General features: G+C 69.7%; 20 protein-coding genes and 3 pseudogenes. 13 read left to right on the top strand and 10 right to left on the bottom strand.

Features of this window, described 5'->3' with window-relative positions; genetic code table 11:
• Nucleotides 1–394 precede the first annotated feature (394 nt).
• The 5 genes from ABZ840_RS07975 to ABZ840_RS07955 all read right to left on the bottom strand — a co-directional run bounded on the left by ABZ840_RS07975 (nt 395) and on the right by ABZ840_RS07955 (nt 5,257).
• Nucleotides 395–1,294: a phytanoyl-CoA dioxygenase family protein gene (locus ABZ840_RS07975; protein WP_361555010.1), complete on the bottom strand. Its 900-nt coding sequence runs from the start codon at nt 1,292–1,294 to the stop codon at nt 395–397.
• 6 nt (nt 1,295–1,300) lie between these two features.
• Nucleotides 1,301–2,188, bottom strand: a complete 888-nt coding sequence (locus tag ABZ840_RS07970; RefSeq protein WP_361555007.1) for a class I SAM-dependent methyltransferase — start codon at nt 2,186–2,188, stop codon at nt 1,301–1,303.
• A complete protein-coding gene (locus tag ABZ840_RS07965; RefSeq protein WP_361555004.1) occupies nt 2,185–2,934 on the bottom strand; it encodes a class I SAM-dependent methyltransferase in 750 nt (249 codons plus the stop codon). Before ABZ840_RS07965 ends, ABZ840_RS07970 begins: the two co-directional genes overlap by 4 nt.
• A 39-nt stretch (nt 2,935–2,973) precedes the next feature.
• Complete coding sequence (locus ABZ840_RS07960; RefSeq protein WP_361555001.1) at nt 2,974–4,185, bottom strand: YcaO-like family protein; 1,212 nt, start codon at nt 4,183–4,185, stop codon at nt 2,974–2,976.
• A 115-nt stretch (nt 4,186–4,300) separates the two neighbouring features.
• Nucleotides 4,301–5,257: an HEXXH motif-containing putative peptide modification protein gene (locus tag ABZ840_RS07955; protein ID WP_361554998.1), complete on the bottom strand. Its 957-nt coding sequence runs from the start codon at nt 5,255–5,257 to the stop codon at nt 4,301–4,303.
• A gap of 705 nt (nt 5,258–5,962) precedes the next feature.
• Here ABZ840_RS07955 and ABZ840_RS07950 point away from each other — a divergent pair.
• From ABZ840_RS07950 to ABZ840_RS07920, 7 genes are all read left to right on the top strand, one after another.
• Complete coding sequence (locus ABZ840_RS07950; RefSeq protein ID WP_361554995.1) at nt 5,963–7,105, top strand: glycosyltransferase family 4 protein; 1,143 nt, start codon at nt 5,963–5,965, stop codon at nt 7,103–7,105.
• Between the two features lie 11 nt (nt 7,106–7,116).
• Entirely contained in the window at nt 7,117–8,109 is a 993-nt protein-coding gene (locus tag ABZ840_RS07945) for an NAD-dependent epimerase/dehydratase family protein (RefSeq protein WP_361554992.1), read from the top strand.
• Nucleotides 8,106–8,717, top strand: coding sequence for a sulfotransferase family protein (locus ABZ840_RS07940; RefSeq protein ID WP_361554989.1), 612 nt, complete (start codon nt 8,106–8,108; stop codon nt 8,715–8,717). Before ABZ840_RS07945 ends, ABZ840_RS07940 begins: the two co-directional genes overlap by 4 nt.
• A 649-nt stretch (nt 8,718–9,366) precedes the next feature.
• On the top strand, nt 9,367–9,810 hold the full coding sequence (locus ABZ840_RS07935; protein WP_361555411.1) for a cyclic nucleotide-binding domain-containing protein: 444 nt from the start codon (nt 9,367–9,369) through the stop codon (nt 9,808–9,810).
• Between the two features lie 137 nt (nt 9,811–9,947).
• The gene (locus ABZ840_RS07930) at nt 9,948–10,628 is read left to right on the top strand and encodes a CBS domain-containing protein (RefSeq protein WP_361554986.1); all 681 of its coding nucleotides are present in this window, start codon (nt 9,948–9,950) and stop codon (nt 10,626–10,628) included.
• Nucleotides 10,629–10,963: 335 nt separating this feature from the next.
• Nucleotides 10,964–11,224, top strand: a complete 261-nt coding sequence (locus ABZ840_RS07925) for an SHOCT domain-containing protein (protein ID WP_361554983.1) — start codon at nt 10,964–10,966, stop codon at nt 11,222–11,224.
• A gap of 309 nt (nt 11,225–11,533) precedes the next feature.
• On the top strand, nt 11,534–12,430 hold the full coding sequence (locus ABZ840_RS07920; protein ID WP_361554980.1) for a universal stress protein: 897 nt from the start codon (nt 11,534–11,536) through the stop codon (nt 12,428–12,430).
• A 245-nt stretch (nt 12,431–12,675) separates the two neighbouring features.
• Here ABZ840_RS07920 and ABZ840_RS07915 read toward each other — a convergent pair whose 3' ends face one another.
• Nucleotides 12,676–13,269: a TetR/AcrR family transcriptional regulator gene (locus ABZ840_RS07915; RefSeq protein WP_361554977.1), complete on the bottom strand. Its 594-nt coding sequence runs from the start codon at nt 13,267–13,269 to the stop codon at nt 12,676–12,678.
• Nucleotides 13,270–13,365: 96 nt separating this feature from the next.
• On the opposite strand from ABZ840_RS07915, the gene ABZ840_RS07910 reads away from it, so the two are divergent.
• Nucleotides 13,366–14,847, top strand: coding sequence for a carboxylesterase family protein (locus tag ABZ840_RS07910; RefSeq protein ID WP_361554974.1), 1,482 nt, complete (start codon nt 13,366–13,368; stop codon nt 14,845–14,847).
• 1,116 nt (nt 14,848–15,963) lie between these two features.
• Nucleotides 15,964–16,200 (top strand): hypothetical protein, encoded by a 237-nt coding sequence (locus ABZ840_RS07905; protein WP_361554971.1) that lies wholly within the window; start codon nt 15,964–15,966, stop codon nt 16,198–16,200.
• A gap of 437 nt (nt 16,201–16,637) precedes the next feature.
• On the opposite strand, the pseudogene ABZ840_RS07900 reads toward ABZ840_RS07905, so the two are convergent.
• Nucleotides 16,638–16,877 (bottom strand): annotated as a pseudogene (locus tag ABZ840_RS07900) (flavoprotein); the annotation flags it as partial.
• A gap of 647 nt (nt 16,878–17,524) precedes the next feature.
• Here ABZ840_RS07900 and ABZ840_RS07895 point away from each other — a divergent pair.
• The 3 genes and pseudogenes from ABZ840_RS07895 to ABZ840_RS07885 form a co-directional block, all read left to right on the top strand.
• Entirely contained in the window at nt 17,525–17,671 is a 147-nt protein-coding gene (locus ABZ840_RS07895) for a hypothetical protein (RefSeq protein ID WP_361554968.1), read from the top strand.
• Nucleotides 17,672–17,825: 154 nt separating this feature from the next.
• Nucleotides 17,826–18,188, top strand: coding sequence for a metalloregulator ArsR/SmtB family transcription factor (locus ABZ840_RS07890; RefSeq protein WP_361554965.1), 363 nt, complete (start codon nt 17,826–17,828; stop codon nt 18,186–18,188).
• 397 nt (nt 18,189–18,585) lie between these two features.
• Nucleotides 18,586–18,711, top strand: a pseudogene (locus tag ABZ840_RS07885) (MerR family transcriptional regulator); the annotation flags it as partial.
• Nucleotides 18,712–18,750: 39 nt separating this feature from the next.
• On the opposite strand, the pseudogene ABZ840_RS07880 reads toward ABZ840_RS07885, so the two are convergent.
• The 3 genes and pseudogenes from ABZ840_RS07880 to ABZ840_RS07870 all read right to left on the bottom strand — a co-directional run.
• A pseudogene (locus ABZ840_RS07880) lies at nt 18,751–19,735 on the bottom strand (ArsO family NAD(P)H-dependent flavin-containing monooxygenase); the annotation flags it as partial.
• Nucleotides 19,732–20,835 (bottom strand): ACR3 family arsenite efflux transporter, encoded by a 1,104-nt coding sequence (gene arsB / locus ABZ840_RS07875; protein WP_361554962.1) that lies wholly within the window; start codon nt 20,833–20,835, stop codon nt 19,732–19,734. The gene arsB and the pseudogene ABZ840_RS07880, both read right to left, overlap by 4 nt.
• Nucleotides 20,835–21,146 carry a metalloregulator ArsR/SmtB family transcription factor gene (locus ABZ840_RS07870; protein ID WP_361554959.1) on the bottom strand — a complete coding sequence of 104 codons (312 nt, stop codon included), beginning with the start codon at nt 21,144–21,146 and terminating at the stop codon, nt 20,835–20,837. Before ABZ840_RS07870 ends, arsB begins: the two co-directional genes overlap by 1 nt.
• A 91-nt stretch (nt 21,147–21,237) precedes the next feature.
• On the opposite strand from ABZ840_RS07870, the gene ABZ840_RS07865 reads away from it, so the two are divergent.
• Complete coding sequence (locus ABZ840_RS07865; protein ID WP_361554956.1) at nt 21,238–21,651, top strand: arsenate reductase ArsC; 414 nt, start codon at nt 21,238–21,240, stop codon at nt 21,649–21,651.
• Nucleotides 21,652–21,753 lie beyond the last annotated feature (102 nt).

Genomic DNA, 21,753 nt, shown 5'->3' with positions numbered 1-21,753 from the left:
CTGGTGTCGATCGCCTGGGTGTGGCGGCAGACCAAGTCGATCGTGAAGGCGACGGTCGCGGCGCTGGGCGGTGCGGCGGTGCTGGCGATCGGAGTATGCGCCGTGTCCAGTCGGCCGACCGCCCATGACGCAGAGCAGCAGCCTGGCGGGGCGGGGCGGGGCGGCGGCGATCATCGCGGCCTCCTGGCCAGGCGGCGCGTACGAGCCGCCGTGGGAGCCGCCGGCACCAGACCAGGAAGTTCAGCAGGTGGCCCGCCAGCGAGTGGTCTCGGTGCTGGTGCCCTGTTGGCCAGGACCGCGGCCGTGGCCGACCGCGGTATCAGGGAGAGGCAGCGCGATGCGCATTCCGGTCCGGCATGTCGCGGGCAATGTGATCTTCTGGGGGATTGCTTCTCTACCGGCGTGCACGGAGCGGCAGGTATCGGCCTGTGGAGCGGAGCAGATGACGGGCCCGGCCTGCGGTCAGTGTTGAGCGCAAGGGTGCCAGCGGCGCGAGAGGGGTGCCGAGGAGGCGGGGGTCGGCGTAGGGGACCCAGCCGGTGGCGCGCGGGTGGTAGCGGGGCGGGCCGAGGCAGATCCGCTTGGTGATCACCCAGCGGGTCTCGGGGCCAGTGTTCGGGCGGGTGGCGTGGAGGTGGTCACCGGCGAAGAGCAGCACATCGCCCCGGCCGAGTTCGACCTCGACCGGCTCGCCGATCTCCTGGTGGGGATCGAGCCGTACGCCGTCGTGCCGCAGAGGGCTCCGATAGGCGTCCGGCCAGAGGAGCAGACCGTTGTCTCGCCGTACGCGGCTGACGGCCATCCAGAGGTTCACGGAGTTGACCGCGGTGTTGAACCAGGAATCCACGTGCGCATCCGTGGGGATCAGGAAGCCGGTGTAGTTGCGCAACTGCCCTTCCTGGCCGTCGGCGCAGCTCCGGGGCGGCATGATCCGCACCCCGAGGTGGTCACTGACGTACAGTCGGCGGCGTTGCGGTGACAGTACTTCGATGAAGCTCAGCAGAAGCTGATGGGCGGCCGGTCGTACGCGGCGGTCCAGCTCGTCGCGGACCGACCGGACCTCCTCCATCCCCGCAACCGTGTGCAGTTGCTCCAGGCCGTGGTCCGCGATGCGGTGTGCCGCATCCGAGGAGGCCACCGCCGCGACGCATTCCGAAGCAGCGCGGGTGAATGGCCGGTCCGGGGCGAGCTGATCCAGACCTCCGCGGACCACGATCAGGTGGCCCGCCAGTACGTCACGGAGGTCCAGTTCGCAGAGCGTCGACTCGCGTACGGCTGCCAGGGATACGGTCATCGTCGCCTATTCTCCGTCGGACTGCGGGCCGGTTCGCTCCTCAGCCGGCTTGTCGGGTGGCCTGGAGGCGCGCAGGGAGAAGGACAGGGGCATGGCCGGCAGGCCTTCCGGCAGCCTCCACCAGCCGTCCGCTCCCTGTTCCATGAAGGGCAGCAGACGCCAGCCCACGAAGGGCCACTCGTGCAGGAACTCGATGCGCAGTCCGGCGCCCGCAAGGGCGCTGATGACATCGCCGAGGCTGTGGCCCCATACGTGCTCAGCACCGGAGATCTGCTGATCGGGGACGGCGGTGGGGCTCCGGTACTCGAAGGCCAGTGGCTTCTCCTCGCCGAAGTAGGAGTAGCGCAGCTTCAGGCGGGGTTCCTGGACGTGATTGTCGAGCATCCAGGCTGCGGGGTGGGACTCGAAGACATAGACGAAGCCGCCCGGCGCGGTGAAGTGGGCGACGACTTCTGCCCAGCGGTTCAGGTCGGGCAGCCAACCCAGGACCCCGTGGGAGGTGTAGACGATGTCGTAGGTTCCGTCGAGGTGGGCGGGCAGATCGAGGACGTCGGCCTCGACGAAGACGGCGGTGGGATCGATGTCCGCGGCCAAGGAGCGGGCCGTGGCCACACCTTCGGAGGAGAAGTCGACGCCGGTGACGCGGGCGCCGAGCCGAGCCCAGGACAGCGTGTCCACACCGACGTGGCACTGCAGGTGGAGCAGCGAGCGGCCGTGCACCGCGCCGACCTCGGCGCGTTCCAGTGCCCGCATCCGGGATCCGCCGGAGCGGAATCCTGCCAGATCGTACTGGGCTGACGCGGCTTTCAGCGGGGTCCACTGTTCCCACAGCTCGCGGTTGCCGAGTACGTACGCCTTCGGGTCGCGGGATCCGCCCGCGTTCGCCGCCTTCATACGGACGTGGGCAGTTCGTAGACGCTGACGTGGTAGCTGCTGCGGTCGCCGAAGGGGGCACCGGACCAGCCCCCGAGGCGCTCGCGCAGTCGCAGACCCGCCGAGGCCGCCATGAGATCGAGCTCGCCGGGGGCGGCGTAGCGGAAGGTGACCCTGACGTGCTGGAAGAGGCCGTGGTCGAGAACGAGGTAGTCGGAAACGTAGTGCTGGGTGGCGGGATGGATACGGCGGGCCCGGAGCACCGAAGCGCCGGTGGCGGACTGGACAGGCTGCGCGCCGGTGGTGCAGTCGGCCGCCAGGGCCTCAGGCATGTGTGCGTCGAGGACGAACAGGCCGCCCGGTAGTAACCGTTGTGCGACGCGCGCGAAGCACCGCAATTGTGTCTCCTGGGAGGGGAGTTCGAAGAACGTCCCGTTGGCGACGTAGACGAGGGCGAACTTCCCGTCGTGCTCGACGTCCGCGAAGTCACCGGTGCTGACGCTGATGTGCTCACCCCCGGCCTTGGTACGAAGGCGGTCGAGCATGGTCTCGGCGGCATCGATGCCGTGCACCTCGTATCCGCGCGCGGCCAGGGGCAGGGCGACGCGCCCGGTTCCGATGCCCAGTTCCAGCAGGGGGCCGTCCGGAGCGCCGGCGGTCAGCCGTGCCAGCAGGGCGACCGTGGCGTCTGTGGTCTGCGTCGGCGGAGCGAACCAGTCGTCGTAGCGGTCGGCGAAGTCGGTCGCGTATCCGGGGGCCGCGGTCATCATGCTCCTCTGCGGGAAGCCTGGACGGGAGGGGAACGGTCAGCCGAAAGGATGGGGCGGGGCTGCGGAGCTTGGGTGGGAAGTGGACGGCAGGGGCAGGGTGCCGGGGGCGACCAAGCGGAGGATCACCGTTTCCTCGCCATGGAGGTCGGTCGGCGTCGTGTCGATGGCGATGACGTCCTCACCGGTGTGCTCGGCCAGCACGCGCACCGGATCGTGAGGCGGCCGCTGCGACGCACCGTCAGTGCCACACACCGGGTCCGCCCACCCGTGGGTGGTCTCCCCCGATGCGGGAGGTGCCGGCCCGGAGTCGCGCGAGGCGCCGCAGGTCCAGCGAGCGAGCGCGTCCTGATGCCCCTGGTACGTCCACAGGGCGTGCTCGAGCGCGGACACCGGCCCATCTGTCGCCGCCAGCCGCTGACGAGCCTGGTGGGCGGCGGGTGTGTTCATGCTCCAGCGCACCATCAGTGCCTCGTAGGAGGCGCTGGCGAGCAGTTCTTGGTGGCGGCCGGGCGGGCCGCATCGGGCGCCGAAGGTCTGCTCCCGCCGGTCGGGCGTATGCAGACACACCGCGACCGCGTGGGCTCCGGGCACGGAAACGGTCAGCGCGGTGCCGACCAGGCCGAACTCCTCGCACACGCGCCGTACTGCGGGCGGGAGTTCGTTGTCGACAGGCCGTACGGCGGGGGGATGCTCTGCCGGGCTCTGCCAGCTGCGGCGCAGCAGGTCACGCTCCAGCGTCTCCCAAGCCGCGTGCCCGATCGCGGCGCCGCGTTGCGGGTGGGCGGCCAGACCGGTGGAGCCGACGCGGACGGGGACGGCACAGCCCTCCGGTGCGCGGTGCTGGAGGAAGACCAGGCCGGCGGGGACCAGCACCTCGGTGTCACGAAGGAGGGATCGGCCACCCACCCAGAGCTGGCGTAGGTGTCTGCCCACCTGCCCGGTCCACGGCGCCGGATCGAGCGCGGGTGCCCCACGGCGCAGCAGTCCGCTGTGGTCGGCGACGAGGGCCGCGCGGGACTCCGCGCACCGGCCCGCGAGGACGTTGCCCAGGCGCTCCAGGAGTTCGCTTCGGGAGCGCAGCGCGACGTCACCCGTCTCGGTTCCGGCGGCGCTGCCGATGAGCACGCGGTCTCCGCCAGCGCTCGCGGACGTGCCGAACATCGGGCTGCGGGCGGCGACGCGGCCGAACAGCAGCGGTGCCGCGAAGGGGTAGGGCGCGAACGCCTGGGGCGACCAAGTGGCCGGCATGGCGGGCACGGTGCGCGGGGGCATGCGGGCTCCCGGAGCGGGGCGGAGGGCCGGCGACGGTGTTACACCTCCGGCATCGGAACGCGCGGGGAATGTCATGGCCTCGGGCCGACGGTCAGGCGGCGATGGGCCGTAGCAAGTCGTCGCACTGCTCCAGGACGGCTCTCCCGTGGCCCGTGAGCAGCGCGGGGCGTTCGTACAGTGTGCCGATCGCCTGCCGGGCGCCGGTCGACAGATGGTCCCGGCGGGAGGACAGGGCAAGGGCGGTCGGGGCGTCGGACAAGAGCGCGGCAATGCCCGAACGGGCCGTGTCATCCGTGGTGCGGTACTCCAGGAGCCGTTCGTAAAGGGCGGTGCACCGGGCCAGGACCACGGCCTGCTGGAACAACCCCGCGAGTGGACGTGGGTCGGGCCGCAGCGGAGTCCTCACACGAGCTGTGTCAGCTGCCTGAACGGTGAGAAACGGGGTGCTCAGCTGCGCGGCGTTGCAACGAGTGTGTGTGCCCTCGTGCACCAGCGCCTCGGCGAACCTGACCGGGCCGGGCAGGCCGCGTGGGCTCGCACCCAGGCGAGCACGGTTGATGTACACCGCGCCGTGGGTCGTGAAGTCGGTGAAGCCGTCGATCGCGCGCCCCTCCAGGAGCGCCACCTGCGCCACGCAGGCGCGCAGTTCCGCCAGCATCCGGGGCCAGCGGGCCGCCAGGAGTGCGCAGCTGTCGTCGAACACGGCGCGCTCTGTGTCCCGCCAGGGCGCCACCCGGGACCCGCCCATCGTGTCGGCAGCGGCGGGCAGCATCGCGAGCGCGCGTTCGGCGGAACGGGCGAGGTACGGTGCCGGCCGCGCGGGCTCCAGGCCAGCGCGGGGCGCGTTGGCCTCCAAGGGCCACCGCTCGGCGACCTCGTCGAGTGCCGGGCGGCGCCCGGCCTGCACGGTGAAGGCAGCGGCGACCGCTTCCGGACGAACGGTGGCCGGAACGGGAATCCCGGCCGAGGTCAGGACGGAGCACACCACTCTTCCGACGGCCTCCTCGTCACGCGCGGCCTCACGCGCGTCGGGATCTGCCCGCAGCACCGACTCACCTCCACCGAGTGCGCGTCCTTTCGGCGTACCGCATACGGGCGGGCACGGCCGGCACGCGGTCGTGCCCGCCCACTGTGCTGCCGCCGATGCCGACCCGGCCCCAGCGGCCCCTCCGGCGCCGTCGGTCAGTCCTGGTCCGGGATGTCGATCATCAGCGCGTACTCGGGAAGTTCTTCGGTGACCTGCTCGACGTCCATGCCGGCACGGGTCTCTTCCTGGTTCTCCATGCGGTCCTCCATGCTGTTCCGGTCGCGGCCGCCATCCGGGGCCGTACCTGACGAGGCACCAGCCGTGCTCGACGGGGTGCCGATGGTGCGCGCATGTGCACTCTGTTCCGACTCTCCAGGACTACCGCAGGACCATTCCACCCGCCATCGCGTCCGCACGGCCGCGTCGGGAAACCGGCCATCGGGAGAATGTCCTGCGCCCGCCACCGTCGTCCTACGCCCATGCCGACACGAAATCCCTGGCCAGGCCGGGGCCGGCGCCCCGACGCGGTATGTCGGCTGTGGTCCGCAGTGAGTACGGAGGTACGGCAGGCTCGGCCAAAATGACCGAGAACCGCGCCGGGCACATCCCGCGTGCGCCGCTTCGCGCCCGTCATGCTGTCGGACGTCCTACGGCACGGTTGTCCCGGCGCAATGAGGCGGCGAACATGGGCGGGCGTTTTCTCCACGCCCCGGAGGAGCCTCAGCCATGCGGATCGCCTATCTGCACTCCGGCAGCATCCCGTCGATCTATGCCAATGGCGTCCATGTCATGCGGATGTGTGATGCCTTCACCGATGCCGGACACGAGGTCGTGCTCTACGCTCTGCCAGGGGCGACACCCGTCGAGGACGTGCACGGTTACTACGGCACTCGCAACCGCTTCGGAGTACGGACCGCGGCCCAGTCACACCTGCCCGGTCTCGGTGTGTGGTCACGCGCCCTGCGGGTCCGCACCGACTTGCGCCGCCAGGGCCCGCCCGACCTGCTGTACGGGCGTGACCTACGTGCGCTGCTCGCCTGCTCCGACCTCGCCCCGCTCGTGTACGAGACCCATCTGCTCTGGTCCAGCCCGGTCGTCCGCGGCCTCGAACGCCTGCTCCTGCGCAGCAGCAACCTCCGTCGCGTGGTGTTCGTGTCCCAGGCGCTCGCGGATGACTACCGTGCCGCCTTCTCCGGCATCGACTCGCTGCGCGGCGCCGACCTGGTCACCGCTCATGACGGCGCCGACCCGGTCCCCGACACGGGCCCCGTTGCGCAGCTGCCCGGCCGCGCCGGGGCATTGCGGATCGGGTACGTCGGACACCTCTACCCCGGACGCGGCATCGACGTCATCCTCGGCCTCGCCGAGCGTCTTTCCGAGGCCGACTTCCACATCGTCGGCGGCACCAGCACCGACCAGGAGCACTGGCAAAGCCGGAGCCGGCTGCCCCATGTCCACTTCCACGGCCATCTTCCACCGGCCCTACTCGGCTCCTACTACCGGGCATTCGACATCGTCCTGGCGCCTTATCAGCGCAAGGCCTACTGTGCCGGAGGCGTCGGCGAGATCAGCCGGTGGGTGTCCCCGATGAAGCTCTTCGAATACATGGCGTACGGCAAGGCGGTCATCGCCTCGGACCTGCCCGTACTGCGCGAGGTTCTCACCGACGGGGTCAACTGCCTGCTGTGCCCGCCCGACTCCCCGGAGGCGTGGGCGGCGGCCGTGAAACGGCTGGGCGAAGACCCTGATCTGCGTATCGCTCTCGGCAACGAGGCACGGCGCCGACTACTGCACCACCACACGTGGCGGGCCCGCGCCGAGCAGGTACTGCCCAGCGCGCCCGGACACCCCACCGCCGGTGAATGCTGATGCGGGCGGTGGTGACAGGAGCAGCCGGATTCATCGGCTCCCACCTGTGCGCGCGCCTCCTCGCCGCCGGCGACATCGTCCTCGGCATCGACGCGCTCACCGAGTTCTACGACCCGGCTCTCAAGGTGCGTAACCTGCACACGCTCAGGCCCCACCCCGCATTCACCTTCCACTGTGCCGATCTGCTGGAGACCGACCTCACACCGCTCCTCGCCGACGCGGAGGTCGTCTACCACCTGGCAGGGCAGCCTGGCGTCCGGCCCTCGTGGGGCACGGAGTTCGAGCTCTACGTCCGTCGCAACCTGCTCGCCACCCAGGTACTGCTGGAGGCTCTGCTGAACCGGCACCGCAGCCGCCCGTTACGCAAGCTTGTCCATACTTCCAGCTCCTCGGTGTACGGAGACGCACCGACCTTTCCCACTCCTGAGACAGCCCTCCCCAAACCGGTGTCGCCGTACGGCGTCACCAAGCTGGCGGCCGAGCACCTGTGCGAGCTCTACCGTTCTTCCCACGGTCTGCCCAGCGTCTCGCTGCGCCTGTTCTCCGTGTACGGGCCCCGCCAGCGGCCCGACATGGCCTTCGCCCGGCTGATCGCGGCGGCCCGCATGGGCGAGCCGTTCCCGCTGTACGGCGATGGCGAGCAGACCCGTGACTTCACCTACGTGGACGACGTCGTCACCGCCCTCCGTAACGCGGCCCGCTCGGGCTTCACCGGAGTGGCGAACCTTGGTGGCGGCTCCCCGGTCTCCATGAAGCACGCGGTCGCGACCGTCGAGCAGCTCATCGGCCCGGTCACTGTCCAGCGGAACCCCGCCGGCCCAGGAGAAGCCCGCCACACGGGGGCCGACATCGCCCTCGCCACCCGGGCCTTCGGCTACCGGCCCCGCACGGAATTGCACCACGGGCTGACCGCCATGGCCCAGTGTGCGGCCAACGAGGGCCCGATCCCGTCGGCCCCCGCTCCCCCGCACCTCCTTGCCGCCCGCCGAGGAGGCCGCCCATGACCGGCGCCCCGATCCGCCCGGCCCGCCCCAAGGTCTTCGGCCTGGGCCTGTCGCGCACCGGCACCCGATCGTTGACCGCGGCATTGCGCACACTCGGCTTCGACGTCGCCCACTACCCGAGCGATCCCGCCACCTACCGAACCCTGCTCGCCGGCACCGCCCGTTTCCCCCTTCTCAACCAGCGGGACGGGATCACCGACATCACCGTCGTGCCGTACTACGAGGAGCTCGACCACATCTGGCCGAGCGCCAAGTTCATCCTGACCGTACGAGACGAAAGCAGCTGGCTCCGCTCGTGTCGGGCGCATTGGGAACGGCCGACAGCGAGCAAGAGCGACTGGGGCGAGAACTACGCGGAGCTTCAGCGCTTCCTGCGCGCCGCCGTCTACGGCTGCCTCGACTTCAATGCCGACCGGTTCGCGCGGATTCATCGTCGCCACGTCGAGCAGGTGAGCCACTACTTTGCAGGCCGCCACAGCGATCTGCTGGTCCTCGACATCGTCGGCGGCGAGGGCTACGAACTGCTCGCGCCATTCCTCGGCGTCAAAACCCCCGGCACGCCCTTCCCCCACGTCAACCGCGGAACCACCGTGACCGGGCCGACATGACCAGCACGCCATGCGCCCCTGTGCGGCGGTGGGTCGCGACCAGGCGGGCAACCGGCTGAACTGGGCAGAACGCGAGCGCGCTCGGGGGGCCACGAGCCCGGCACCCAACCTCGCAATTCGCCACGGCCGACCCGGCAAGGCTCACGTCGTCCAGCAACCCGCCCACTCACCTCGGCCGTCAACCACCGGCACCAACCACACCCATGCCGGAGCGGGACGACCGCAGACCTGACCGGCACCTCCGGTGCCACCGGGCACGCACCCGCAGCACGATGGCAGAACGCAGCAGGCCACAGGGGTACCTGCACACCGAACCACAAGCGGCCCACCTGTCGACAGCACCCCGCGTCCTCGCGCCCTTGCGCCCTTGCGCCCTTGCGCGAGGAGGCCGCAGCGTCAAAGGGCCGAACGCGCACCCGTATCGCGACCGTCGCCCGGCCGAACCCGGCACTGGCCGGACGGCCACGGCCGGACAGGCGCGACCTGTGGGCTGTCCGGTCCCTGACGGGGACGCTTCGGCCCATGTCGACGGGGCCCGTCTGCGTACGACGCTGAGCGTGACCGGGCAGCAGGAGACCACGGGCCGCGTGCAGGCGACCGAACGGGTCAGCTGGCCGCACCAGGAAGGTGGTGAACGGTGATGAAGACCATGACGGGGCGGTTGGGGGCCCTCTCGGCGGAGCAGGGCCGGAAGTTGATGGCGTTGGGGCACGAAGTGTCCTTCCCCGCGGGTACACGGATCTTCGAGGAGGGCCGACCGGCCGATCGGTTCTGGATCCTCCGCAGCGGCGCCGTCCAGCTCGACCTGCATGTACCGGGCCGACGGTCGGCAGTCATCGAGACCTTGGGTCAGGGGGACCTGCTCGGCTGGGCGTGGCTCTTTCCGCCCCGCAGCTGGCACCTCGGGGCGGAGGCACTCAGTCTCGTACGGGCCTGGGAGTTCGACGCGGAGACGGTACGCGGGCTGTGTCATGAGGACCCGGTATTGGGACGTGATCTGGTACTGGCCGTTGCCGAGGTGATCGGGCAACGGCTGCAGTGTGCGCGTACGCGTCTGATGGATCTGTACGGGCCCTGCGGGAGCGGTGTGTAATGCCCCTGCCCCTGCCCCTGCCCCTGCCCCGGAAGCAACCGCCGCTCACCTCACCGGTGCACCGGTCGGTGCCCGCCAGCCGGCCTGCTCGGCCCACTTCCTCGACCTGACCGTCGACCGTTCCTGAGGAGTACGTCATGCCCGGCACCCCTCCCGTACCGCAGTCTCCGCACACCGTCGACGACGTGATGACCCGCACGGTCATTGCGGTGGGCCGCGACGCTCCGTTCAAGGAGATCGTCAAGACGATGGAGCAATGGAAGATCAGTGCGCTCCCCGTCCTGGAGGGCGAGAGCCGTGTCGTCGGCGTGGTCTCCGAAGCCGACCTGCTGCCCAAGGAACAGTTCCGCGACCACACCCCCTCCCGCATCGAACAGGCCCGGGAGCTGGAGGCCCTGGTCAAGTCCGGCGGCATGACCGCCAGTGAGCTCATGACCGCACCGGCCATCACCGTGCACGCCGACGCAACGATCGGTCAGGCCGCCCGCACCATGGCCGTCTACAAGATCAAGCGGCTGCCTGTCATCGACTCCGAAGGGCGTCTGGAAGGCGTGGTCAGCCGCAGCGACCTGCTGAAAGTGTTCCTCCGGGAGGATGCCGACATCGCCGAGGAGGTCCGTCGCGAGATCATCGGCCCGCTGTTCCACTCACACGGCCAGGAGGTCACCATCGAGGTGAACGACGGGGTGGTCACCGTCCGCGGTGAGATCAAGGACTGCTCCCTGGTCCCGGTGGCCGCCCGCCTCATCCGCAGCGTGGAAGGCGTGGTCGACGCCGACATGCACCTGACCGGGACCCACCACCGCTCGCCGTCCTGAGCCGTGCAGGACCGCTGGAGACAGCTCGTGAAGTACCTCGACGAATACCGCGATCCCTACGCCGCGAATGACCTGGCCATGCGGGGCGGCATGCCGGTCGTACTGCCCCTGGTCCTGGTCCTGGTCCTGGAAGAAAGAGTTCCCTTCAGAGATCTCCGCACGGTGATGGGCTCCGTGGGAAGGACGGCGAGCGGCGCGGACATGCCGTTGGAGAACAGCTGCCCCGCATGTGCTGACGGTCGCGATCCGGCAGGGCCGACCGGCAGCGGGCAGGGCTGGCCGGCCCATGGCTGCCGTTCCCCCGTCGGCGCACGCTTGGGTCGACTCTCCGGGAGGTGAGTGACGTGATGTACGGATACGGCACCGGCATGACCGGCTGGGGATTCCTCGCGATGGCGATCGCGCAACTGATCTTCTGGGGCCTGCTGCTCGTCGGGGTGGCGTTTCTCGTCCGGAACCTCGTCCGCAACCACCCTGATGCAGGCATACCGCCCACTCATCAGACGCCGCAACAGGTTCTGGCGGAGCGTCTTGCGCGCGGCGAGATCGATGAGGAGGAGTACCAACGCCGCCTCACGGCCTTGCGGGGCAGCTGACCCGATGTCCCGGAGTACCGGCGCACAGGCCTGCCCCGTCCGTTGCGCTGAGGCTCGACTCGTCCACGACTGCCAGGACGGTATCCCGTCGCCGAACCCGGCGGCAGCAGTTTCGGGCTGCAGCTCGGTCTCGTCAACCACACGGTGTTGCGCGCAACGTCCGGACGCCGAGCGCGTCCACGCCGCCGATGCGCTCCGACCAGCACCAGGTCGACGGTGTGCGATGCCGAGCGGCCCCTGTGACCCACAGCCTGGCGGAACCAATCCCCCGCGCATGACCACCAGGCAAAACGGCCGGAGGAGGTATGTATGTCTCAGCCGCCGCAAGCACCGCACGGCCGGGTGGTCGTCGGATTCGACGGCTCGGCGCACGCCGAACGGGCTCTGGACCGCGCGGCCGACGAGGCACGGCGCCGAGGCACGGCCCTGGAGATCCTGGCCGGCTGGCCCTGGCCCAAACGCCCGCTGCCCGACTACGGGGTACAGGACGACGAGGGCAAGCTGCTCTACAGCAGCGCACGACGAATGATGGACGGCGCCGTGGCACGAGCACGATCGCGCGCGCCGAACACCACCATGATCCCCTCGTTGACCACGGAATCCGCCGCAGAGGCACTCCTGCGTTGCGGACGCACCGCCTCACTGACTGTCGTCGGTACTCGCGGACACGGCGGATTTGCAGGTCTGCTGCTCGGTTCGGTCAGCCTGCGGGTAGCGGCACACTGCACCAGCCCGGTGATGGTGGTGCGCGGCGACGTGGACCGCGTCCGCGACACAATCATCCTCGGCCTGGCGTCGGAGGCGGAAACGGACGTGAAAGCCCTGCGTTTCGCCTTCGACGAAGCAGCCCGTCGTGACGCCGGACTGCGGGTACTGCACGCCTGGCGGTCCCCGGCCCCGCGCTCCGACCAGGCCCGGCCCTCGCAACTGGGCTGGGACGATGTCGAAGGGCTGCGCAAGGCCGCCGAAGCGGTCCCCCAATACGCCGTCGCCAGTCTGGCACAGGAGTATGCCGACGTCCGGGCCTCCGCAACGGCCGTCTGCCAGAGCCCGCCACAGGCGATCGTCGAGGCCAGCCGGGAGGCCGATGCCATCATCCTGGCGGTACACCGCCGACCGCGCCACTTCGGTCTTCAACTGGGCCCGGTCACCCACGCGGCCCTCCACCACGCCCACTGCCCCGTGGTGCTGGTACCCACGGACTGACACGCGCCAGGAAGGCCGGCCTCCGAGGAGGGCAAGCGACGCTCGGCTCACTGCGACCACCTCGATGCTGCCGTGCCAAGAGTTGTCGTGACCCCACTACACCGCGCGATGCCGGCATGCCGGCATCGCGCGCGAACCGTCCCGCTGTCCGCTGGTGCGCCATGCGGACGAGGCAGTCAGGCCGGGCCGTGGCCCGCGGCTGCGGAGGTCACGCAATACGGCCGTCCGCCGTGGATGCGGGCGTTCTAGCCGAACAGCCTGTCCAGGTGCTGATCCACGGCCGTGAGGACCTCCTGGGGTTCGATCACGTCCAGTTCGATCAGGGTAGCGAAACCAGTGAGCGCGAAGAGCAGGTTGGTCTCGGTCCTCGGGTCACGGTCGGAACGGATGTGTCCGTCCGTGATCGCCTGGCGGATCAACTTCTCTACCTGTGCCCGCGCTTGGAGCATGCCGTCGCGTGTGCGCGTGAGGACGTTCTCGTCGTGCAGCGCCTCCAGAACGTACGCGGCGTTCATCCGGCTGGTCGCGCGAGCGTCGGCGTGCAGTGGCAGCATCTCCGTGAGTGTCAGCCGGAGCACGTCGCGAGGGTGTGGTGAGCCACCGAGTTCTTCCAGCCCCCGGCTGACACGCAGCGAGGTCTGTTCAGCGGCGAGATCCATGGCGAAGGAGAGCAGGGCCTGCCGGGAGGCGAAGTAGTGCTGCAGTTGCCCGTGGGAGATGCCGGCCTCCCGTGCGACCTCGCGCAGGCTCAGATGCAGGACTCCGCGCTGGTCCACCACCCTCCACAGTGCTCGGGCGATCGCTTCGCGGCGCTCGCGGTGGTCCACCTGTTTCGGCATCGTCCGCTCCTCCCTTCGTTCCAATACGGTTGACATAATACAGTTGACCGATAACGCTGACAAGCCTGCCGAGACCCGCCGAGGGAAGGATCTGCCATGCTTGAGCCGCCGAGGGTGCGTACCGCCGAGGGCGTCGTCGAAGGTCGTTGGCAGCAGGGGTACGCGGTGTTCCGCGGTATTTCCTACGCTCAGCCACCAGTGGGTGCGCTCCGCTTTGCCGCTCCCGTCCCGGCCCGGCCCTGGGAGGGCATTCGGCAGACCACCGAATTCGGCCCCGTCGCACCGCAGTCAGGGCCGACTCGGGCAGCACAGCCGGAGGACACGGACTGGCTGACGCTCAATGTGTGCACACCGGACCCCGGCAGGGCCGGACTGCCGGTGCTGGTGTGGATCACCTGCGGCGGCTATATGGCGGGGTCCTCCGGCGACCCGATGTACGACCCGACGGCACTGACCGCGGCGGGACTCGTCGTCGTGAGCATCAACTGCCGTATGGGAGCCGAGGGATTCGCTCTCCTCGACGGCGCCCCGGCCAACCGCGGCCTGCTCGACCAGGTCACGGCGCTGCAGTGGGTACGGCAGAACATCGCCCGCTTCGGCGGGGATCCGGACCTGGTCACCGTGGCCGGGCAATCCGGCGGGGCGGGGTCGGTCGCCGCACTCCTGACGATGAAGCCGGCGCGTGCTCTGTTCCGGCGTGCCATCACACACTCGGTGCCAGGCCTGCACTGCACGCCCGCGCTGGCGAAGCAGGTCACCGCCACGCTCGCGGACCGCCTCGGCACGGCGCCCACCGCCGCGGCACTCGCCGACATCGCCCCGCAACGCATGGCCGACGAAGTCACCGCCCTGTGCATCGACCTCCCCCAGTACCGGGAGCGCTGGGGGCGGCTCGCCCACCTGGGTATCGCGGTGTGCCCCGTGGTCGACGGCGGCGTCCTCACCGAGACGCCGTGGCCCGCCCTGACCGGTGGCCGCGCGGCCGGAGTCGACCTGCTCGTCGGCCATACCCGCGATGAATTCCGGCTGTTCAGCGTCATGATGGGCCGACGGGGCACGTTCACCGAGCAGGACGCCCGTACAGCCCTGGACGTGTTCGCCCCGGCACCGGGCGGCCCGGACGCCTATCGCGCCGCCCACCCGCACGCGAGCCCGGAAGAACTGCTGGAGACGGTGTACTCCGACGCCGCCTTCCGCATGCCCTCCCTACTGCTGGCCGAGGCGAACACCGCGGCGGGCGGCAGTTCGTTCCTCTTCGAGCTGCAACTCACCTCACCGGCTTTCGGCGGCGCCTGCCACGGCCTCGACGTCCCCTTGGCGTTCGGCACGATGGACAGCCCTACCGGCAAGCAACTCTTCGGCGATGAACCTGCGCCCGAGGCCGTCGCAGTGTCGCGTGAACTCCAGCAGGCGTGGGTCCGGTTCGCCACCACCGGTGAGCCCGGATGGCCCTCCTACGAGCCCGGCCAGCAGCTCACCCGCGTCCTGGCCACCGAATCGAGGACCGCTCCCTATCCCGAGCAGGCCTCGCGCCAGATCTGGCAGGGCCGGCCCCCCGCCCCGTTCGACCTCACGTAGAGCTGACAGCGGCGTACGGCTCCCGACCACCGCGAGGACTTGTCAACCACCCCCGGGGCTACCCTGCCAACGCAACGGGCGCAAAATCTTCCACCGGGCACAACTACCGGGACATGCTGACAGCAGCCCGGCGGAACGATCACGCTCGTCCGGGGCAACCCCAACCTCCACGTGCCGGGCCGGGCCCTCATGCCGTGCAGTGGTTCAGCCAATCGGCGATGAGGGGGTCGACATGCTGCGGGGTTGCGTATTCGGCCGGGGTGGATGGTCCGATGCCGTGGAAGAACGGGGGTGTCGGCGTCATGGACACGGATATCGGCTTCCGGGCGGTTGGCCAGGCCGCCCCCCCCCGCCATCGGACGAGATCGTCGGCGACGGTGACACCTGGTAGCCGCGTCCTCCTTGGAGGATGAGCATCGGCTTGTCGAGTCCGGCCGCGATGGCGACCCCCGTTCGTAGTCGCGCAGTTCGAGCCAGTACCGCGCGGGCAGGCCGAACGGCAGATCCGCTGCGGAGGTCGAGGGCGTCAGCTCTGCGATGTCGACGAGCAGTGCCTGCCGTTGAAAGGTTTCGATGGCTGTGGGCGAGACCTGGTCGGGGATCACGGTGGCGAGGTAGCTGATGACCCGGACGGCGGCGTGGTACAGCGGCATGTATTCCTGCGGCACGGTCACGTTCGGCGCCGTGGCGACCTCGCGGTGGGCGTGTGTCGCCTTACCGAAGCGCAGCACAGTCACCCCTGGCTGGCGATCCCCCGAGGACGCTCACCGTGCATGGCACAGCAAGCGTGCCTGTGCCGACCGCGGCCTCCTGCTCGCTGAAGCGGCCGGGCTCGGCATAGGGGACGCGACCGAACGGTAGACCCCATGACACCCGAGCACAAACGTTTCATGCCGACCGGGAGAGTCAAATGCTCCCCTGTGTGCTCCCGCGTGCGAGACGCTGCAGGACGACAGTAGAAGAAAAGCGCAGACGCGAAGAAGAGTGCGCGAGCATGCCTGGCGCCTCTCTGGCTCGTGTGCGCCCGAGAGCAGCACGCTTGAATCGTGAACGTTAGTCGCGCTGCTCGCTTCGCGGCTCACCGAACGACCAGGCCTCCACTAGAGAGAGTGACCCATGGTCGGCACCTGCAACGCCAACATCAAGACGCCCGACGCCGACGGGGGCAAGACCCGTCTCGTATTCTGTGCACGTGAGTTCGGCCACTACGACGGCGAACTCCAACCGACGATCCACAACGACGGAACCATCGACCCGGGCGGATGGCACCAGTCGGCGGCGCAAGGGGAGAACCTGCCCTGGACGTGGGCCAACTCTGCCGAGGATGTCGCGGAGGGACATACGGCAGCGTAGTGGAGCTGGGCGCGGCGCCATTGCCGAGTGCCGCAGTCCACGCCGGCCACCCAACAGTTGGAGGCCAATCTTCAACGCGACAGCTACTCGTACGCGTCGCGCGTGATGTCCTGCGCGTCAGCACTTTGGCCGCCGTAGTAGACGCCCTCTCCCTATCTACGGACAGACAAGTCGACAGGGACGCCGTATCTGAAACGTCCGCCTGGTGCGCCGCTTGTCGGGCTGGGCCAGTCAGAGCGTAGAGATAGACGAAGGCGCCGTCGGCCACGCGGCGGGCGATGCAGGCCGGCAGGCCGCTGTGGCCTGCTCAATGACGCCGGGCAGCAGTTCAGCGCGCTCCTGCCGCGCGAGCGCACATGGCAGGCAAAGCGGCGCGAGGCCGTGGCCGGGGGTTTCCCCTGGCCACGACTCCGACGCATCGAGGCGTGTCACTGCGGTCAGCAGCCGCCGGAGGAGGAGGGAGCGCCCACGCCGATCTGGAGAGTGGTCGGGGTGGCGCAGCAGCCGTCACCGGACTGGTCCGCCTCGGCGGTCTCCGGCTCGTCGAAGAGGCCGGCGCCACCGCACACACCGGTCTCAGGCAGCGAGAGCTCGACCCGTTCGGCCGCCTCCTGGTCACCGGCCAGGGCTGCGGCGATGGAGCGGACCTGCTCGTACCCGGTCATCGCGAGGAATGTAGCCGGTGGGTGCAAGCAGCTTCTCGGCTGCGGGGTCGACGACCTCGGCCCACGGGGAGAACAGTCGGACGTGGCCCCACTCCCCCACCGCGGCGCCGGCGCCCGCGCCGGCCTCCAGCACCAGCGGCCTCACGCTGTTCTCGCCGGCGCGGTACAGCTCGCTCCGTGGGCTTTCCCTCGGGGGTGAGGGCGATCGCTACCCGCATCGCGATGAAGTCGTCGCCTCGCTTCTGCGATATGCCGACCACTTGGACACGGATGTCCGCGCCAGTCAGCGCGTGACCGGCGTCCGCGCCGACGGCAACCCCTTGTCCCTCCAGGACCGCTCCCGACTCGGTGCGCGAGCGTTGGTGGCGGCCACCGGGGCTTCGACCGCCCGTACCTGGGCTTGACTCCCTCCCGCCAGCCGTAACCGGTGAAGTCCGCCCGCCGGCGCGCGCTCAACCGAGACCTGTACTTCTGACTTACCGTCATCGGTCTCGACAGCGTCCCGCTCGGCCGGGTCCTCTCCACAACGCCGACTCAGCCGGTGATCGACGACGGCCGGTACCGCACATCTCCGTCATCCGGGGCCCCGGACCGCCGACCGATGTTCACCGGCGTCGACGGCTCCCGCGTGCCCCGGCCCGACGGCCCATCGAAGAGGCGTGGACACGCTCATCCTGGCCACCGGATACCGCCCGGATCTCGGCTATCTGGCACCTCTCGGCGCCCTCGACGAGTACGGGGATCCGCACCACCGCGACGGGCGCTCGCCAGTCCATTCCGCGCTCGCCTCCGTCGGGCTGGAATGACAACTCAGCCTCTCCTTTGCCTCCATACGAGGCGTCGACAGGGACGCTCGTCGCGCGGCCCGCCGTCCGGCGGGGCATCTCACCCGTTGACGCCGCCCACGGGAGCGGCCATACGACCCTGGGCCCTTGGTTCGACGTATGCCAAAATAGACGTATGCCGAATGCCAAGTCGCAGCCGCTGCTGGACTCCGCTACGGGCGTGGAGCCGTGTTGCCCGCCACTGACCGAGCGGCCGCTGACAGCGGAGGAGGCCATCCGGACCGCCGCGATGTTCAAGGCTCTCGGCGATCCGGTGCGGCTCCGCCTGTTCTCGCTGGTCGCCTCGCACGAGGGCGGGGAGGCGTGCGTCTGCGACATCTCCGACGTCGGTGTCTCCCAGCCCACCGTGTCCCACCACCTGAAGAAGCTCAAGGAAGCCGGTCTGCTGACCTCCGAGCGCCGCGGTACGTGGGTCTATTACCGGGTGGCGCCCAGCGTGCTCGCTGCCATGGGACAGCTGTTGGCCACCGCTGCCTGACGGCCGCTCCGTCGCCCTCGACAAGGACGCGTTCAGGGGCGGTCAACCACGAATGCGGCTCATGGCCGACGGCGGGAGCGACACCTGCCGAGCTTCCAGCGCGGCGCGATGTGCTTCGCCGAGGACTCCTTGGCGGCCATCCGCAATCCCTACAGTCACGAGGGCGGTCTGCCCGAGCTTGCGGAGAACGAGGCGCCCGTCCATCTGGCGGCCGTCAACGTGCTCGCCCGTTGGGCGGATGCAACACCGTCACCCGTCACCCGTCACCCGTCACCCGCTGAGCCCGTCCGCGATTGCTCGGGCCTGACCTTCGAGCCGGGTCGAAGGTTTACCGTCGAGAGGCGAGCACGATGCGTATCTCTCAACTTGCCGAGGGTCCGGCGTCCCGGCCACCTCGCTGCGCTTCTACGAGAGCGCCGGACCCCTGCCGACAGGCCGCACGGCCTCCGGATACCGCACGTATGGCGAGGACTCCGTCGAACGGCTGGAGTTCATCGGGGCGGCCAAGCGTCTCGGGCTGCCCTTGGAGGAGATCGCCGAACTGTTGGCCCTGCGGGATTCGCAAGTGCAGTCGCGGCTCGTCCACGGCGTGGGTGCCGGTGGTGGCGATGTGCCCGCGGCGTCCGCGAAGGCCCAGCGGAGCGAGGTGGGAGAGGGCGGGGCGGAAGCCGGTGCACCAGATCACCGCATCGGCCTCGGCCCGGGTGCCGTCCGCCCACTCCACGCCCTCGGGCACCAACCGTACGAACATCGGTGAGGCTTTGAGCAGCCCGGCATCACGGGCTTCGCGCACTGGCGGTACGGCCACGATGTCTCCCAGCGAGGCGACGCCTCCGGTGTCGGGGCGGCCCTCCTCCAGGGCGTGGCGGCGGGCGGTGGCGGTGTCGAAGAGGGCACGGCCGTCGATGTCGTCGGACAGGAAGCGCGGCGGGCGCTGGGTGACCCAGGCCAGCTCGGTCTCGGTCGCCAGGTCGGCGGCGATCTGGGCGCCGGAGTTGCCGCCTCCGACGACGATGACTCGCCCCCCGGCCTTTGGCCAGGGACGCCCCGCCCCCGGCGAAGTCGGCGGGGCGGCGGTAGTCAACGGTATGCAGCTGGCGGCCGCGGAAGACCTCACGACCGCGCACGGCGGGCAGGAAGGGACGCCACCAGGTGCCGGTGGCGCTGATCACGGCGCGGGCGTTCCAGGCGCCGCTGCCGGTCTCCACCCGCAGCCGGCCCACGCCGTCCCGGTGAACTGTGGTGACACGCACCGGGCGTGGGATCGGGAGTGCGTACCGCCGCTCGTACTCGGTGAGGTAGCCGACGACATGGGCCGCGTCCGGGTACGTTTCGCCGGGTTGCACCGGCATGGGGCGGCCGGGCAGCGAGGAGTAGGCCGCCGGGGAGAACAGGCGCAGCGAGTGCCAGACGTGCTGCCACGCACCGTCCGGCGTGGACTGAGCGTCGAGGATCACGAAGTCCACGCCGAGACGGCGCAGGTGGTAGCCGGCGGCGAGCCCTGCCTGGCCGCCGCCGATCACCACCACATCCGCACGCTGCGTCATGCACTCACGCGTACGTCGGTGAACTTCTTGCGCCAGGCCAGCGACACGTACACCAGCGCCACCAGGACGGGCACCTCGATCAGCGGACCCACGACACCGGACAGGGCCTGGCCGGAGGTGACGCCGAAGGTGGCGATGGCGACGGCGATGGCCAGCTCGAAGTTGTTGCCCGCCGCGGTGAAGGCGAGGGTCGCGGTGCGGTCGTAGTTCAGGCCGAGGCCCTTGCCGAGCAGGAAGGTGCCCGCCCACATCACGGCGAAGTAGACCAGGAGCGGCAGTGCGATCCGGGCCACGTCCAGGGGCTGTGTGGTGATCGTCTTCCCCTGGAGGGCGAAGAGGATGACGATCGTGAAGAGCAAGCCGTAGAGCGCCCACGGGCCGATCTTCGGCAGGAACGTGGACTCGTAGCGCTCGCGTCCGAGCTTGTTCTCGCCGATGCGGCGGGTGAGGAACCCGGCGAGCAGCGGTACGCCGAGAAAGACGATGACGTTCAGGGCGATGTGCCATACCGGGACGTCAAGGCCCTGTCCGTCGCCCAGGCCGAGCCACTGGGGCAGCAGGTCGAGGTAGAACCAGCCCAGCAGCCCGAAGGCGATGACCTGGAAGACCGAGTTGAGTGCGACGAGGACGGCGGCGGCCTCGCGGTCGCCGCAGGCCAGGTCGTTCCAGATGATGACCATGGCGATGCAGCGGGCCAGCCCGACGATGATCAGTCCGGTGCGGTACTCCGGCAGGTCCGGGAGGAAGATCCAGGCCAGCGCGAACATCACGGCCGGCCCGACGAGCCAATTGATCACCAGCGAGGAAATCATCAGCTTCTTGTCACCGGTGACCGCGTCCAGCTTGTCGTAGCGGACCTTGGCGAGGACCGGGTACATCATGACCAGCAGGCCGAGCGCGATCGGCAGCGAGATGCCGCCGACCTCGACCTTGCTCAGGGCACTGTTCAGGCCGGGGATCAGGCGGCCCAGGCCGAGACCGACGGCCATCGCGAGGAGGATCCACAGCGCCAGAAAACGGTCGAGAGTCGAAAGCTTGGCGACGATCGAGGCGTCCTCACCACTCGGTGGTGAGGTGGTGCCGGGTTCGGTCGCGGTCATCAGCAGGCTCGCTTTCGGTCGGTCTCGCTCGTCGTACGTGCCGTGGCGGCCAGCTCACCGAAGGCTCCGGCCAGGGACTCCAGCGCCTCCGGGCGAAGCTTGTAGTAGGTGAAGCGACCACACGGCTCCGTCTCCACCACACCCGCTTCGCGCAGCACGCGCAGGTGGTTGGAGAGATTCGTCTGCCGGGCCCCCGTCTCCGCCACCAGGTGCGTCGTGCACAGGGTCTCGTGGGCGAGCAGGGACACGATCTGAAGCCTGAGCGGGTCGGCGAGGACCCGGATCAGATCAGTATTGGCTGACGTCATCATGGACTGATACTGTCACATCAGCGACTACTGATGCCATCGAGTGCTGACATCACCTGCGCCTGACGCGATACGAGACGAGAGTGTCCTCCTGATGCCCGACAAGCCCTCTGTCCTGTTCGTGTGCGTCCACAACGCCGGCCGCTCCCAGATGGCCGCGGCGTGGCTCTCCCACCTGGCCGGGGACCGCGTCGAGGTCCGCTCAGCCGGCTCCGCCCCCACCGACCGGGTCAACCCCGCTGCCATCGAGGCCATGCGCGAGGTCGGCATCGACATGTCCGCGCAACAGCCGAAGGCGCTCACCATCGACGCCGTCCAGGCATCCGACGTGTGCATCACGATGGGCTGCGGTGACGCCTGCCCGGTCTTCCCCGGCAAGCGCTACCTGGACTGGAAGCTGGAGGACCCGGCCGGTCAGGGCGTCGAGGCGGTCCGCCCGATCCGCGATGCGATCAAGAGCCTGGTGGAAGGCCTGATCAACGAGATCGCCCCGGACGAGAAGAAGTGAGCGACGCCGACGTCCGTAGCGTGACTTTCATCGACTCCGAGCTGCGGGCTTCTTCGCCGCACTCCACACTGCAAGCGCCTCGCTGTTGCGTCAGCGTGGAGT

Source organism: Streptomyces sp. NPDC047117 (assembly GCF_040643545.1).
Classification (GTDB): Bacteria; Actinomycetota; Actinomycetes; order Streptomycetales; family Streptomycetaceae; genus Streptomyces.
Note: the sequence above shows the minus strand (reverse complement) of the source record. Positions and strands in the feature narration are given on the sequence as shown.

Excerpts from the sequence above, each read along its gene's own strand:
- ABZ840_RS07960 (WP_361555001.1), bottom strand. The coding sequence starts at position 4,185 with ATGCCGGCCACTTGGTCGCCCCAGGCGTTCGCGCCCTACCCCTTCGCG.
- ABZ840_RS07865 (WP_361554956.1), top strand. The coding sequence starts at position 21,238 with ATGCCCGACAAGCCCTCTGTCCTGTTCGTGTGCGTCCACAACGCCGGC.
- ABZ840_RS07940 (WP_361554989.1), top strand. The coding sequence starts at position 8,106 with ATGACCGGCGCCCCGATCCGCCCGGCCCGCCCCAAGGTCTTCGGCCTG.
- ABZ840_RS07950 (WP_361554995.1), top strand. The coding sequence starts at position 5,963 with ATGCGGATCGCCTATCTGCACTCCGGCAGCATCCCGTCGATCTATGCC.
- ABZ840_RS07965 (WP_361555004.1), bottom strand. The coding sequence starts at position 2,934 with ATGACCGCGGCCCCCGGATACGCGACCGACTTCGCCGACCGCTACGAC.
- ABZ840_RS07930 (WP_361554986.1), top strand. The coding sequence starts at position 9,948 with ATGCCCGGCACCCCTCCCGTACCGCAGTCTCCGCACACCGTCGACGAC.
- ABZ840_RS07920 (WP_361554980.1), top strand. The coding sequence starts at position 11,534 with ATGTCTCAGCCGCCGCAAGCACCGCACGGCCGGGTGGTCGTCGGATTC.
- arsB (WP_361554962.1), bottom strand. The coding sequence starts at position 20,835 with ATGACCGCGACCGAACCCGGCACCACCTCACCACCGAGTGGTGAGGAC.
- ABZ840_RS07870 (WP_361554959.1), bottom strand. The coding sequence starts at position 21,146 with ATGATGACGTCAGCCAATACTGATCTGATCCGGGTCCTCGCCGACCCG.
- ABZ840_RS07935 (WP_361555411.1), top strand. The coding sequence starts at position 9,367 with ATGACGGGGCGGTTGGGGGCCCTCTCGGCGGAGCAGGGCCGGAAGTTG.
- ABZ840_RS07915 (WP_361554977.1), bottom strand. The coding sequence starts at position 13,269 with ATGCCGAAACAGGTGGACCACCGCGAGCGCCGCGAAGCGATCGCCCGA.
- ABZ840_RS07970 (WP_361555007.1), bottom strand. The coding sequence starts at position 2,188 with ATGAAGGCGGCGAACGCGGGCGGATCCCGCGACCCGAAGGCGTACGTA.
- ABZ840_RS07910 (WP_361554974.1), top strand. The coding sequence starts at position 13,366 with ATGCTTGAGCCGCCGAGGGTGCGTACCGCCGAGGGCGTCGTCGAAGGT.
- ABZ840_RS07890 (WP_361554965.1), top strand. The coding sequence starts at position 17,826 with ATGCCGAATGCCAAGTCGCAGCCGCTGCTGGACTCCGCTACGGGCGTG.
- ABZ840_RS07975 (WP_361555010.1), bottom strand. The coding sequence starts at position 1,294 with ATGACCGTATCCCTGGCAGCCGTACGCGAGTCGACGCTCTGCGAACTG.
- ABZ840_RS07905 (WP_361554971.1), top strand. The coding sequence starts at position 15,964 with ATGGTCGGCACCTGCAACGCCAACATCAAGACGCCCGACGCCGACGGG.